The following is a 13,292-nucleotide window of genomic DNA, read 5'->3' as shown; positions in this document are numbered from 1 at the left end:
TGTGCGGCAAGTGCTGCCCCGCCGGTCGGGGGCGATATCAAGTCTGAAAACCGGGTGCCCCGCTCTTGGGGCGACTCTCGAGCGATGATCGAGCGCTCAGTAGACGGCGTCTTCGATCTCCTCACGGAGGTCGTCGAACTCGGCGAGGTAGTCGCGACGCTCGGTGCGCAGGTCCGCGAGCGCGTCCTCGTAGTCGTCGACGTGATCTGGCACATAGTAGTCCTCGATGTCGAGCCCCGGGACCGAGTCGGGAATCGTCAGGTCCGTTCGCTCGTCGTCGGTCCACTCGATGGTGCCGCGAGCGGCCTCGGTGAGGATCGTCACGGACTCGGTGACGCCGATATCTTTCGATTTCTCGCCGAGATAGCCCGTGTTGATGACGTAACAGTCGATATCGAGAATGTCGATGAGCTCGTGGAAGATGTTCCCCTCTTTGCCTTCCGAGCCGATAATGAAGGGGTTGGTTCCGACGACGCGGATTGACTCGCCGGCGCGCGCCGGGTCGCCCGCGCTGGTTTCGATCGACTCGCCGAGCATGAACGCGACGGCGGCCTGTTCCTCGTCGAGTTTGGCCACCGGGGGCATCAGCGGGTTTCGGGTGATGAAGAAGAGCTGATCCATCCGGCTGAGGTCGATCTCGTCGTCGGCGCTCTCGAGTTCTTCGCGCTGAACGACCGCTCGCGAGTTAGAGGTGTACCGGTCCTCGTCGAAGTGGATGGTGCCGTCGTCGTCGACCGCGACGTTCTCGAGGATCGCCGACTCGGCGGTCGCGGCCTCGTAGAGTTCGGGTTGCTCGTCCTTGCCGAGGCCGATCGTCTTGATGTACAGTCCCTCGCCCTCGCTGCCGGCGACGGAGCCGTCGGAGAGGAGGCCACAGACGTCGTCCTGTAGCATGGACGCGTCTTCGGGCTCCTCAAGCCAGCAGCCATGGGAGGTCAGCGTGGACTTGCCGGTCGCGGAGAGGCCCATGAACACCTGCCCGACGGTCTGGAGTTCCCCCTCGTCGTCGCGGACGCGGACGCGTTTGCTCCCCGCGTGGAGCCCGAGCCCGCCCTGCTGCTTGATTCGATACATGAACAGTCGGAGGAACGATTTCTTGGCCTCGCCGGTGTAGTCACTGCCCAGTACTGCGGTGAATCCGGTGTCGGGAAGGATGCGAATCGCGGTCTCGTCGTAGTCGGGCAGCTGGACGGTGTACAGATCGGGATCCCGTCCGTCGGACGGCTCGAACAGATTCGCCCACGCGTACGCGATTCGAGCATACTTGACGGGGATAAAGAGGCGACAACAGAACGTCGCATCCGGATGTCGTCCCATCAATCGGTCGATGCAAAGCAGTTCGATGTCGTCAGTGCTGTCGACGGCGTCGTCGATCAGACCGTGGTCGCGGTCGTCGAATTCGTCGTCGACAGCGTTCTTCGTTCGATCGGCGCTTCGAGAGCGGAACTCGCTGACGTACGACGGCGACCCGAACTCGGTCGTCGTTTCGTCGGGCTCGGCGAGTTCGCGCAGTTCCTCGAGCGACGGATTGTACCGGACGTTCGACGCTGTGGTCGGGTCCGGAAGCTGACGGACCAGTGGACGGGACTCCGTCCCGGTTTCAGACATACACGTGATCCACCATCATCCTGATAGTTAAACGTGAGGATTTCTCTCGTCGTGTGCTACGGTCTCACCAGGGACGATGTGTCGTACGCTGTCTGTTCCCCGGTAACGGACGGGATACCCGATTTCGAGGCCCCCCGACAAACGACCCGTGTGCAGGAAGCTCACAAGTATTCAGATGTGAGATAATTCTCGGAAGAATCTCTCGCTCCGAGCCGATTTTCATATCTGGTACTTCGGGGGTAACTTCCAAGAGGGTGGTTCGAGTTACCGGGGGCATGTATTACGGTCTCGACATCGGACCGGGGGCAATCCGGGCCGCAACCGACGCCGGCGACGGCCCGACGATCGACTCGATCCCGCCGGTCGTGGTACCGGTCGACGAGGAAGATCTCGAGGCGGCCGGACCTTCGAGGGCCGGCAGCACCGTCCGGGTGGACGGAACGACGCACGCGGTCGGCGCCGCCGCTCGAGCGGTCGCCGACGCCGATGTCGCGGCCGCGAACGCCGAACCGGAGTCGCTGTTCGCGGCCGGCGTCCTCGCAGCGGAGACTGCGGTGGACGCGCCGACCGCGTTGGACGCGCTCCTCGACGACGTGCTGGGGGACGCGACGGACGGGCGACTCTGTTACACGACGCCAGGTTCGCTCGCCGACGCGTCGGTACCGACCGACGCACACCGCGAGGCCGTCGAGTCAGCGCTGGCAGATCGCGGAGTCGACGCGACCCCGATCAGCAAGGGCTTCGCCGTCGTCTACGATCAGCTCGCGGCAGACAACTACACCGGGCTCGGAATCTGTCTCGAGTCCCAGACGACGAGCGCAACGTTGGCGTACTACGGCGTTCCGGCGATGGCCGTGACGATCGCGAAAGGGCGCGAGTGGATCGTCGAGCGCGCGGCCGAGGAGACCGGGCACGCGCCGGCACAGGTCGCCGGCGTGCTCGAGGAGTTCATCCTCGATCCCGACGCGGCGGCGGGCGAGATCGAAAACGCGCTTGCGGGGGCTTACGACGCGCTCGTCGCCGAACTGATCGGTGCGGTCCAAGCGGAAGCCGACGAGACCGATGTCAAGCAAGGACTGTCGGTTCCCATCGCGATCGGCGGCGACGGGGCGATCGATGGCGTCGAGTTTCTCGTCGGCGGTCGGTTCGACGCGGCGGCACTGCCGTTCTCCGTTCGGGGCGTTCGACTCGCGGACGGCCCCGCCGAGAGCGCCGCCAGGGGTGCACTCGCCGCCGCTCGAGACGATGTCGAGGCCGACGATGCAGTCACCTGGTCCGAGTCCGCCACAAACAGCGACGGGACTGGCGGCGTCCCGAACGCCGCCGACGTGACCGCGGGAGCCGAGAGAGCCCAACGGACCGAACTCGCGTTCGACGAGGTCGAAGCCGGCGACGTGGCCTCCGATCGCGAGGACGATGCCATCGATCAGCTGTTCGACCGGCTCGCAAACCGCGACGACGAGGTCCGGTCCGTCCGCGAGCGTCTCGAGGCGCTATCCGAGGACCTCGAGTCCGTCGAGGAACGGACGGCCGCCGCAGACGAGGTGGACGAACTCGACGAGCGCCTCGAGTCGTTCGCCGACGATCTGAGCGACCTCACAGCCGAGAGCGAGAGTCACGCGAGCGATTCGGCCGTCGCCAGTCTCGACGCCGAAATCGATCGCCTTGACGACGAACTCGAGGCGCTCTCGGACGCGCTCACAGCGATCGAGGACGACATCGACGACTCCGACGATGCGCTCGCGGATGTCGAGTCGACCGCTGCAGACGAACGGGCCGATCTCGACGACCGGCTCACCGATCTGGCGGGCGACCTCGAAGCCGTCACCGACCGGACGACGACGATCGACGAGGCGCTCGACGAGGTGCGGACGGACCTGGAAGACTTCGAGGCGACTGCCGCGACCGAGGCGGCCCTCGAGACCGTCGAGGGAATCGCCTCGCAACTGCGCGACGACGTTGACGACCTCGGGGCGGGCATCGAGCGAACCGGGACGCGCATCGACGGGGTCGCCGGCCGTCTCGAGGAACTATCGACGCGTCTCGACGACATTGCGGGCCGCCTCGAGCGGCGATCCGATCGAACGGACGCGCGCTTCGACGCGGTCGAGGCGACGATCGACGAGGAGATCGAGAACCTCGAAACGACGGTTCGCGATCTCGACGAGACGATTTCGACGGCCACGGCCCAACTGAACGATCTCGAGACGCGCGCGGCCGGGACGGAGCGGGTCGACGGCCTCGCGGCGGACCTCGAAACCGTCGACGGACGGATTGACGACGTTCGGGCGACACTCGAGGGAGAGATCGCGACTCTCGACGACGACCTCGACTCGATCGCGGAGCGGATCGACGATGTCGACGCCGGCGCGAACGAAACTGCCGTTACCGGACTCGAGGACGACGTGTCGGTCATCGTCGACCGCCTCGAGTCGCTCCGGACGGACCACGACGAACTCGTCCGGACCGTCGAATCCAGTCCGGACGAATCGGCGGTGCAAGCGCTCGAGGAAGTGCGGACGCTCGACGCCGAGATCGACTCCCTGAACGAGCGGATGGCCGCGATCGCCGAGCGACACGCGAGTCTCGAGGAACGGATCGAAACGATGGGGACACGGATCGGAGAGATCGAATCCATCGACGGTCGAGACGACGAGATCGAGGCGCTCCGGACGGAACTCGAGGCCGTTCGCAGCGAGGCGACCGCGACGCCGGCGTTCCCGTCATCGATTATCGCCGGTGGCGGGGGAGCGGGCGTCGTCGCCGGTAGCGCTACCGCCCTCGCCGGCGACGGCGCGATCGGAGCGGGGGTCGCCCTCGTCGGACTCGTCCTGATCGGCGTCGCGGTGGGACTCGCCCGCTGACGGATAGTGCAATGATCCCGACCGCTGACGCAGCGTCGTGGAAACCGTGAAATAGGCTGCTTTGGCGGCACCGCTCGGGGGAGTTCACATCGTGCTAACCAGCACGGGGACTCGGCTACTCGCGGATCAACTCGACGTTTCGCATCTCGCCCCCGCACTGCTGGCAGGTGCTGAGGAGTTCGTCACCGACCGTTTCCCGTCGGCCACAGTGGACGCACACGTACTCACGTTGCTCCTCGAGCATCATATGGTAACATACATGCTGGTTTGAGTTAACTCTTTCTGTGGTAAATCCGCGCCAAACGGACAGCGAGGCCGATGGCCTGACCGCGACCGCTGCCGCTCGTCTCGTTCAGTTAATTGAACTCGACTAAACCGATTCGAATGGACGGGTCCTATACTATTGTCATTATATGCCATACTAATTATAATAGTTCCTAACGGACGGGACTTATATGATAGTTCCTGATAGATTCCGGTACCGATGACAGCCACCACGTCGACAGACTGGAGCGACCCGATCACCTGTCCGTTCTGCGGAGACGAGCTCGCCTCGCCCGGTGCCGGATTCGTCGATCACATTCACGACAATGCCGAGTGTGAGAACGGGTTCGAACACTGGCGGGAGAACATCGCCGGTGACCTCGCGGGCGAGTGGACCGGGTAAGCCGACAGGCGATCGGTCGACGTTCGAGCCGGGTCGGTTTCCTTGCTTTCTCCGATCAGTCTGAGCGCTGATGACTGTTTTATCCCCGTTTACGTCGTGTCCCGTACTCGTATAACACAACGCGGAAGTCCAGTCGGCCCGGACCAGTCGTATGGGCTATCACACGTTTCCGGTCGATCGCGCGGACGCGCTCGAGGATCCCGGCCGCTACCGATACTGTTCTCGCGAGGAATTACTGGCGATGCTCGAGCCGGCGGCCGACGATGTCGTGGCCGACCTCGGCTCGGGAACGGGATTCTACGCGGACGACATCGCACCGTTCGTCGAGACGCTGTACGCCGTCGACGTGCAATCTCCGATGCACGATCGGTACCGGGAGAAGGGCGTCCCCGAGAGCGTCGAGTTCGTCACGGCCGAGGTTTCGTCACTGCCGTTCGACGACGATCACCTCGATGGCGCGTATTCGACGATGACGTACCACGAGTACGCGCCCACGACGAGCGGGGGCGCAGAGACCGCGAGCGACGACCGCGGGTCGCTCGACGAACTCGCACGCGTGATCCGTCCCGGCGGCCGACTGGTGACGGTCGACTGGTCCGCCGACGGTGATCCGGAGATCGGCCCACCCCTCGAGGAACGGTTCGGGCTCGACGAAGCGACGACCCAGCTCGCGAACGCCGGCTTCGACATTGAGCTGGCCTCTGACCGACCGGCGACTATCGCGATCGTCGCGACGCGCTGACGACAATATTTGTACGATCGGTCAGTATATTATCGAATTTAACCGCTTCTAGTCATCCGATGCCAGTAGAAACTAGTTGTACGTAACGCTTTTCCATGAGAGTGTGTGTATATATACCATGGTATACGACGATCCGTACACGCCCGAACGAGCGTACTACGAATGCCTGGACTGTGGCCACCGCGAGACGACCGACTCGCTCGAGTCCTGTCCGGAGTGCCACGGTCGCGTCCGAAACATCGCTGTCGCACGAGAGTGACGGCACGGCCAGTCTCTGACGACTGGTTCAGTTCCTCCGACGAGCAGTGGGGCTGACGCGGTTCGTCCTCGCGTCGGTCCCACTGCGCTCGTCGTTCGCTCGAGGACGCCACTGCAGACTCAATCGAAGTCGGGCAGATCCTCGGGCGGTTCGTACTCGGCCTCCCAGTCGACGTACTCCTCCTTGAGGATGACCGAAACGATCTGGCCGAACTCGGTGAGTTCGGCGTTGATCGACGACACCGTCCCCCAGGTATCGAGGTCGGGATGATACTCCCGGGCCTGCCAATCCTCCGGAATGCCGGGCGCGTGATAGCCGACACGATCGGCGAAGTCGTCCCAGAAAAAATCAAACCCCGCGAAGAGGTCGAGATCGCGAGCGATTCCGTACTCCCGCTCCTCGAGATCGGTGTCCGCGCGCCACTCGTCGAACGCTTCCGTCCAGGCTCCCTCCTCGAGAAACCCCTGTAGCTCCTCGCGGCGGTAGTCGATCTCCTCGTCCCCGTCGGCGCTGACGGTCGCGTCCTCGTACTCGTTCGGGTCGACGAACTCCAGTTCCGGCGGCTCGGGGGGTTCGACCTCGAGTGTCATACGCGGTCGTTGGTCGGGTCGCCGGATAAGAATTCCCACGTCGCATTGCCAGTCACGGCCGGTCGTCCCGCGATGCCGTCTCCGTGGATGGTGAGACGACGCGCTCGAGTGACGGCTGTCGCCCTGCTCGGCTCGTCACTCCCAGGTGTAGCCGAACTCCGATCCGTTGCGAAGGATGTAGTCATTTTCCAATACTTCGCTTACCGTCCGACCGAGCGAATCTAACTCCTCTTCGATATCCTCGACGTCGTCTTCGTCGAGTCCGTCGTGGGCTGCATCGTCCGGAACCGTCGGTGCGCGATAGCCGACGTCTTCTGCGGACTGATTCCAGTAGAAGTCGAACTCCTCGATCAGTCCGAACTCGAGGACGGTCCGAAACTCGTCCTCAGCCATGTAGGTGTCTGCAGCCCATTCGTCGAAGGCGTCCTCCCAGGCACCCGCTTCCAGAAAGTCGGACAGGGCTTCGCGGCGAGTGTCGTCGCCCGTCCACTCCTCGGGTTCGTCGACGGCGTCGTAGTCGCCTGGGTCCTGCGGTCCACTGAGCGTCGGCGGATCGGGAATCTCGACATCGAGTGTCATATCATCCCGTTCGGTCGGCAGCGGTATGGGCTTTCCCGTCGAGCAGCCAGCTTCGCCCGGTATATCGGTACTCAGCGACCAAATGTCGACTCTGGGCCCGACGATTCGCGGACGCACAACCCCTATCCAAACACTCAATCGACGGCCGACCGTACCGGCGGACGATGACAGCATACGAGGCGGTGATCCTCGACGTCGACGGGACGATCGTTCGAGGCGAGGAGTTGCTCCCCGGTGCGACCGACGGCTTGTGCGCACTCGAGGCGGCGGGCTGTTCGCGGCTTCTCTTCTCGAACAATCCGACGCGCGGGGCCGACCACTACGGCGAGCAACTCGCACCTCACGGAATCGACATCGATCCGGCCACCGTTCTCACCTCCGCGACCGTCTCGGCGGAGTATCTCGCGGCGACTCACCCCGACGAGCGGGTCTATCTCGTCGGTAGCGAACGACTCGAGGCGATCCTTGACGACGCGGCCGTCGAACTGACGGCCGACCCCGACGCGGCCGAGGTCGTGCTGGGATCGTTCGACAAGGACTTCTCGTACGGAACGCTCTGGGAATCGCTGCGGGCGCTCGAGGGGGACGTTCCCTTCTACGGCACCGATCCCGACGCGACGATTCCGATCGACGAGGGAGAGATCCCGGGTTCGGGTGCGATTCTCGCCGCGATGGAAGCCGTCGCCGGCCGCGAACCGGATGCGATCCTGGGAAAACCGTCATCCATCGCGGCCGCGACGGCCATGAACCGGCTGGATGCCGATCCCACGAAAACCCTGGTCGTCGGCGATCGGCTCGACACCGATATCGCGCTCGGGAATCGTGCTGGCATGGAAACCGCCCTCGTCCTCACCGGCGTCACCGATCGCGCAGCCCTCGCCGCGGCCGACGTCGAACCCGATTACGTCCTCGAGTCATTGGCTGCGGTCGAGACGCTCCTCTATAGTAGCCACTGAACGTCATTGTACGCCTGATCGACCGACAGCTGCACGATCAGTGTGTGAATCGTTCCAGTGGCTGCTATAGGTCCATGAGCACCCACCATCGCGTTTTTGCGGTGTTGTATGCTCTGGTTGTACTGTCCGCATGCCCTCGTGCTCGGTAGATCGACCGCCTCACCGCACATTCAAGAGACATATTTATCCGTCATAGTCACCATATAGAACATATGAGAGAACGTATAACAGCAGTGTTGCTTCGCGCACGGTACGCAGCGATCGGCGCGGCAGTCGGTGCGGGAATCGGCGGACTGTTCAGTCGAAACGCCGCGAGCACCGGCGGTGCGATCGGCGGCCTCGTCGGTGCCACCGTTGCGGAAACGCGCGGGACCCTCGAGGGCGCCCTCGAGGAGGTCAAAGAGCGCGACCCGCGAACTGATTCGGTCGACACCGAGTAGTTGGGTTCGACTCTCCCGATCGTATTCGAATCGAAACTCGCTCTAGAACGTCCCCATCCTCACGGCGATCGGAACTGCTCGGGTTTGCGGCCGGAATCCGCGACATCCGTTCCAGATCGCCAGCGCTCGAGTTGCGAGAGACGTTCGAACGACCCCGGACGGCGAACGAACGTCTGGAGCGGTTCGACCAGCACCTCACGAACCGTCGGCGGTCCCCGCCTCGCTCTCGAGCGCCGCCCGCCGCAGCCGCTCGCCCTCCTCGGTGGTGACGGTCAGATCGGGAACCGTCGTCGGCGAGCTATCGTCGTCGATCGCCACGTAGACGAAGTACGATTCGGTTGTCTGCTCACGTTCGCGCGTCCGCAGGTCCTCGCGCTCTGTGATCAGCCTGACCTTCACGCTCGAGGTGCCCGCATCATAGACGTAGGCGGTGATGAACGCCGTGTCGCCGACGGCGATGGACCGCTCGAAGTTCATCTGGTCGACGCGGGCGGTGACGCAGGTCTCCCCCGAAAACCGCATCGCCGACATCGCACCGACCTCGTCCATCCACTTCATGACGTGGCCGCCGTGGGCCGTCTCCAGCATGTTGGCGTGGTTGGGCTGTACCATCTCCCGGTTTTCGATCACCGTCTCGATGAGGTCCGTCATCAGCCGACGTTTTTCGACGCCGGCAATCAGTCTTGCTTTGACCGGATCGCGACACCTCATGAGTAGCCGGCGATCGCTGTCAGGGAAGCGGTGATCGCCCTCTGGAAAGCGGTGATCGCCCCTCGGCCAGTAGTGATCGCTGCCGGCGTTGGGCTCGAGACCGCAAATGGGCCCTCTAAACGCGTAACCCCGAGCGAACGCGGGAATCGGTGGCGACCGTCGACCCGCCGTCCCACCGTCCCGCCCCGTTGATCCGGGTCTCGGTCGTCCAATCGGAGCTACAGTCTCGAGATGGGACGCTTCGCGGTTCGATACTGGTAAAAGTCGCCGCCGAGTTGAGCCGGTAATGAGCGATGCAGGCGAGGCCGACGTGCCGGAGCCGCCAGCCCCTCCCGACCGCGAGCGCGGCTCCGTCGAGGTCCTCGGGACGGCACACGTCTCGCAAGCCAGCGTCGACGAAGTTCGCGAAACGATCGACCGAGAGGACCCCGACGTCGTCGCCGTCGAACTCGACGACGGTCGTTACCGGCAGATGAAAGGCGGGACGCCCGACGACATCGAAGCGGAGGACCTCCTCTCGGGCAACACCGTCTTTCAGTTTCTCGCCTACTGGATGCTCTCGTACGTCCAGTCCCGACTGGGCGACCAGTTCGATATCGAGCCCGGAGCCGACATGCGAGCCGCTATCGAGGCCGCCGAAGCGAACGGGAGCGGCGTCGCCCTGGTCGACCGCGACATTCAGGTGACGATCCAGCGCTTCTGGAGCCGCCTCACGTTCAGCGAGAAGCTGAAGATGGTCGGCGGACTCGCGCTCGGGGTGACCGATCCGCGGACGATCGGCCTCACCTTCGGTGCCGTCACCGGGATGGTCATCGGGCTCGTATTCGCCGCGTTTCTCGCGCCCGTACTCGGCGTCGGCGACCTCCTGTTGTTCGGCGGGCTCGCCTCCACTCCGCTGCAGTACGCCGGCGGCGCCGCCATCGGCGCGTTCGCCGGTCTCTTCGTCGGTCTCATCTTTCTCCCCTCGCTCGAGTCCGTCGAGCGATATACGGACGGCGCCCTCTCTGGCTTTTCGGGGCGACTGCTCGCCGGCCTCGTTATCGGTATCGCGGGCTGTCTCGCACTGGTCGCCACCGGGACGTTCGTCGGGCCGTTCTCCGCGGCGAGCGTCGAGAACGTCGGCGTCTACGCGGTTCGCGGGACGGTCGGAACGCTGGCCGGGCTCGGTATTGGCGTGACGATCGGTGCGATCCTCGGCCTCTCGCTCGACACGTTCGGCGGCGATGTCGAGGACATCGAGGAGGTCGACATCGAGGAGATGACCGACGGCAACGTCGTCGACGCCATGATGGAAGAGTTCCGCCAGTTCAGTCCGGGCGGCGCGAACGCCCTGATCGACGAGCGCGACGCCTACATCGCGTCCAATCTCCACGAACTCCGCGAGCAGGGGTACGACGTCCTCGCCGTCGTCGGTGCCGGTCACAAAGCCGGCATCGAACGACATCTGCTGAACCCCGAGGGAATCCCGTCGATCGAGTCGCTGTCCGGCACCGCCTCGAGCCGCCGGTTTTCGCCGCTGAAGGTCGTGGGCTACCTGATCATGGTCGCCTTCTTCGCCTTCTTCTTCCTGTTGCTCATGGCGGGGGTCAGGAACGTGTTCCTGCTGAAGGTGTTCGTCGCCTGGTTCCTGTTCAACGGAATCTTCGCGTTCACGCTGGCGCGGCTGGCCGGCGCGCACTGGACGAGCGCGGGCGTCGGCGGTGCGGTCGCGTGGTTGACGAGCATCAACCCGCTGCTCGCGCCGGGCTGGTTCGCCGGCTACGTCGAACTCAAGTCCCGACCGGTCAACGTCAGGGACATCCAGACGCTCAACGAGATCATCGACGACACCGAGCGACCGGTCGACGAGGCCATGTCGGCGATGTTCGACGTGCCGCTGTTCCGGCTGATCATGATCGTCGCGCTCACGAACATCGGGAGCATGATCGCGACCGGGCTCTTCCCGTTCGTCGTGCTGCCGTGGCTGGCGCCCGAGATCGGCGGCGTCGACGCCCTGATGGGGCTCCTGCTCGAGGGCGCCGAGAACAGTCTCGAACTGCTTCGGGGGCTGCTGTAATGAGCTATCGAACCGAGCGGGACCCCGATCCCGAACTGACGTTCAGCGATACGGAACTGCGGGATCTCGCCGTCGCCTGGCTCACGCTCAGCGCCGCGTTCGCGCTCCTGTTCGAGCCGATCCACCGCGGCGGAAACGTCGCGCTATTCGGAGAGATGGTCGTGTTGAGCCTCGTCACCGTCGGCACGGGGTTCTTGCTCCACGAACTCGCACACAAAGTCGTCGCGATCGAACACGGCCAGGTCGCCGAGTTTCGAGCCGATTATCAGATGCTCTTTCTGGCGATTATGGGCGCGCTCGTCGGCTTCCTCTTCGCCGCACCGGGGGCCGTCTACCATCGCGGTCAGATCACCGAACGGGAGAACGGACTGATCGCGCTCGCGGGACCGGTCACGAATCTCCTGCTCGCGCTCCTCTTCCTTCCGTTGATGATCCTCCCCGGAATGCTGGGCGTGATCGGTCAGATGGGGATCTGGATCAACCTCTTCCTGGCCGCGTTCAACATGATTCCCTTCGGGCCGTTGGACGGGAAGTCCGTCCTCAAGTGGCACAAGGGCGTCTTCGCGCTGGTGTTCGTTCCGAGCGCGTTGTTGGCCGGTTACGTCGTCTTCTTCGTCGGGCTCTTCTGAAACCGGGTCGAACTTGTTTCCGACAACCGCCTCGAGCGCTCTCCGCGGCAATGTCGATCCCTCCGCCGGACCGGTGACCTTTTGCTCGCCCCGAGAGGTCCTTCGAGTATGACCGACACGGACGACGAGGAAACCGACGTGGACCGACTCACGTACGCCGAGACAGGCGTCGACATCGACGCGAGCGAGGACGCGACCGCGGCGCTGCTCGAGGCCTTCGGGAGCGACCTGCGGACCGAGTACGCCGGACTGCTCGATATCGGCGACCGGTATCTCGCGCTGGCGACCGACGGCGTGGGAACGAAACTGCTCGTCGCCGAGGCGATCGAGGACTTCTCGACGATCGGCATCGACTGCATCGCGATGAACGTCAACGACCTCGTCGCGGCGGGCGTCGAACCCGTCGCGTTCGTCGACTACCTCGCGATCGACGAGCCCGACGAGGAGCTCACGAACCAGATCGGCGAGGGGCTCGCGGTCGGCCTCGAGCAGGCCGATCTCACGATGCTCGGCGGGGAAACGGCGGTCATGCCGGAGGTCGTAAAGGGGTTCGATCTGGCGGGGACCTGCGCCGGCCTGGCCGACAAAGACGAAATCTTCGCGGGCGAGGCCGAGGTCGGCGACGCGCTGGTCGGCTTCCCCTCGAACGGGATCCACTCGAACGGGTTGACTCTCGCTCGCGAAGCGACGACCCGCGAGCACGAGTACACTGACGAGTTCCCGCTCGATCCGGAGCGGACGATCGGCGAGGAACTGTTGCGGCCGACCCGGATCTATACGGATCTGCTCGAGCCGATGCGCGAGCACGGGGTTCGCGCGGCGGCCCACGTCACGGGCGGCGGCTGGACGAACCTGCTTCGGATGGGCGAGCACGAGTACGTGATCGAGAAGCCGCTGCCCGCTCAGCCGGTCTTCGAGTTCGTCCAGGAGGAGGGCAACGTGACCGACGAGGAGATGCACCGGACGTTCAACATGGGCACCGGGTTCGTCGTCGCGCTTCCGGGCGATCGCGCCGAGGAGTTGATCGCGACGACCGACGGACGGCGCATCGGCCGCGTCGAGGACGGGGATTCGGTCGAGATTCGCGGGCTGTCGCTGACCTGATCCCTGGAAACGCGGCTGCACGATCTGAGGGCGTTCCGGTCAGGCGCGTTCGGCGGGACGATACTACAGCGGTGATCGCAGCCACAA

At 64.4% G+C, this 13,292-nt stretch carries 14 protein-coding genes; 9 read left to right on the top strand and 5 right to left on the bottom strand.

Going from position 1 to position 13,292, the window contains the following annotated elements; genetic code table 11:
* Nucleotides 1–96 precede the first annotated feature (96 nt).
* Nucleotides 97–1,608 (bottom strand): phosphoenolpyruvate carboxykinase (ATP), encoded by a 1,512-nt coding sequence (locus CP556_RS00795; RefSeq protein WP_098723878.1) that lies wholly within the window; start codon nucleotides 1,606–1,608, stop codon nucleotides 97–99.
* Nucleotides 1,609–1,883: 275 nt separating this feature from the next.
* Between CP556_RS00795 and CP556_RS00790 the strand changes: the two genes are divergently transcribed.
* A complete protein-coding gene (locus CP556_RS00790) occupies nucleotides 1,884–4,472 on the top strand; it encodes a disk-shape morphogenesis protein volactin (protein WP_098723877.1) in 2,589 nt (862 codons plus the stop codon).
* A 115-nt stretch (nucleotides 4,473–4,587) separates the two neighbouring features.
* Here the strand turns inward: CP556_RS00790 and CP556_RS25150 are convergent, their stop codons facing one another.
* Nucleotides 4,588–4,719, bottom strand: coding sequence for a rubrerythrin-like domain-containing protein (locus CP556_RS25150; protein ID WP_141551610.1), 132 nt, complete (start codon nucleotides 4,717–4,719; stop codon nucleotides 4,588–4,590).
* A gap of 237 nt (nucleotides 4,720–4,956) precedes the next feature.
* Between CP556_RS25150 and CP556_RS00785 the strand changes: the two genes are divergently transcribed.
* From CP556_RS00785 to CP556_RS25145, 3 genes are all read left to right on the top strand, one after another.
* Nucleotides 4,957–5,139, top strand: a complete 183-nt coding sequence (locus CP556_RS00785; RefSeq protein WP_098723876.1) for a DUF7501 family protein — start codon at nucleotides 4,957–4,959, stop codon at nucleotides 5,137–5,139.
* 151 nt (nucleotides 5,140–5,290) lie between these two features.
* The gene (locus tag CP556_RS00780) at nucleotides 5,291–5,881 is read left to right on the top strand and encodes a class I SAM-dependent methyltransferase (protein ID WP_098723875.1); all 591 of its coding nucleotides are present in this window, start codon (nucleotides 5,291–5,293) and stop codon (nucleotides 5,879–5,881) included.
* A gap of 118 nt (nucleotides 5,882–5,999) precedes the next feature.
* On the top strand, nucleotides 6,000–6,140 hold the full coding sequence (locus tag CP556_RS25145) for a rubrerythrin-like domain-containing protein (RefSeq protein ID WP_141551609.1): 141 nt from the start codon (nucleotides 6,000–6,002) through the stop codon (nucleotides 6,138–6,140).
* A 119-nt stretch (nucleotides 6,141–6,259) separates the two neighbouring features.
* On the opposite strand, the gene CP556_RS00775 is transcribed toward CP556_RS25145, so the two are convergent.
* Nucleotides 6,260–6,730, bottom strand: a complete 471-nt coding sequence (locus CP556_RS00775; RefSeq protein WP_098723874.1) for a DUF7992 family protein — start codon at nucleotides 6,728–6,730, stop codon at nucleotides 6,260–6,262.
* 135 nt (nucleotides 6,731–6,865) lie between these two features.
* A complete protein-coding gene (locus CP556_RS00770) occupies nucleotides 6,866–7,309 on the bottom strand; it encodes a DUF7992 family protein (protein ID WP_098723873.1) in 444 nt (147 codons plus the stop codon).
* A gap of 164 nt (nucleotides 7,310–7,473) precedes the next feature.
* Here CP556_RS00770 and CP556_RS00765 point away from each other — a divergent pair, with 164 nt between their 5' ends.
* Together CP556_RS00765 and CP556_RS00760 are read left to right on the top strand one after the other, a co-directional pair.
* Nucleotides 7,474–8,265, top strand: a complete 792-nt coding sequence (locus tag CP556_RS00765) for an HAD-IIA family hydrolase (protein WP_098723872.1) — start codon at nucleotides 7,474–7,476, stop codon at nucleotides 8,263–8,265.
* Nucleotides 8,266–8,477: 212 nt separating this feature from the next.
* Nucleotides 8,478–8,705, top strand: a complete 228-nt coding sequence (locus CP556_RS00760; RefSeq protein WP_098723871.1) for a hypothetical protein — start codon at nucleotides 8,478–8,480, stop codon at nucleotides 8,703–8,705.
* Between the two features lie 195 nt (nucleotides 8,706–8,900).
* On the opposite strand, the gene CP556_RS00755 is transcribed toward CP556_RS00760, so the two are convergent.
* Complete coding sequence (locus CP556_RS00755) at nucleotides 8,901–9,356, bottom strand: acyl-CoA thioesterase (RefSeq protein WP_098723870.1); 456 nt, start codon at nucleotides 9,354–9,356, stop codon at nucleotides 8,901–8,903.
* A 346-nt stretch (nucleotides 9,357–9,702) separates the two neighbouring features.
* Between CP556_RS00755 and CP556_RS00750 the strand changes: the two genes are divergently transcribed.
* The 3 genes from CP556_RS00750 to purM all read left to right on the top strand — a co-directional run bounded on the left by CP556_RS00750 (nucleotide 9,703) and on the right by purM (nucleotide 13,205).
* Nucleotides 9,703–11,472, top strand: coding sequence for a TraB/GumN family protein (locus tag CP556_RS00750; protein WP_098723869.1), 1,770 nt, complete (start codon nucleotides 9,703–9,705; stop codon nucleotides 11,470–11,472).
* On the top strand, nucleotides 11,472–12,101 hold the full coding sequence (locus tag CP556_RS00745; protein WP_098723868.1) for a zinc metalloprotease: 630 nt from the start codon (nucleotides 11,472–11,474) through the stop codon (nucleotides 12,099–12,101). Before CP556_RS00750 ends, CP556_RS00745 begins: the two co-directional genes overlap by 1 nt.
* 108 nt (nucleotides 12,102–12,209) lie before the next feature.
* Nucleotides 12,210–13,205, top strand: coding sequence for a phosphoribosylformylglycinamidine cyclo-ligase (gene purM / locus CP556_RS00740; RefSeq protein ID WP_098723867.1), 996 nt, complete (start codon nucleotides 12,210–12,212; stop codon nucleotides 13,203–13,205).
* The last annotated feature ends 87 nt before the right edge of the window (nucleotides 13,206–13,292 follow it).

This window comes from Natrinema sp. CBA1119 (assembly GCF_002572525.1).
Taxonomy (GTDB): domain Archaea; phylum Halobacteriota; class Halobacteria; order Halobacteriales; family Natrialbaceae; genus Natrinema.
The sequence above is the reverse complement of the archived record's forward strand: the minus strand, read 5'-3'. Positions and strand labels throughout refer to the sequence as shown.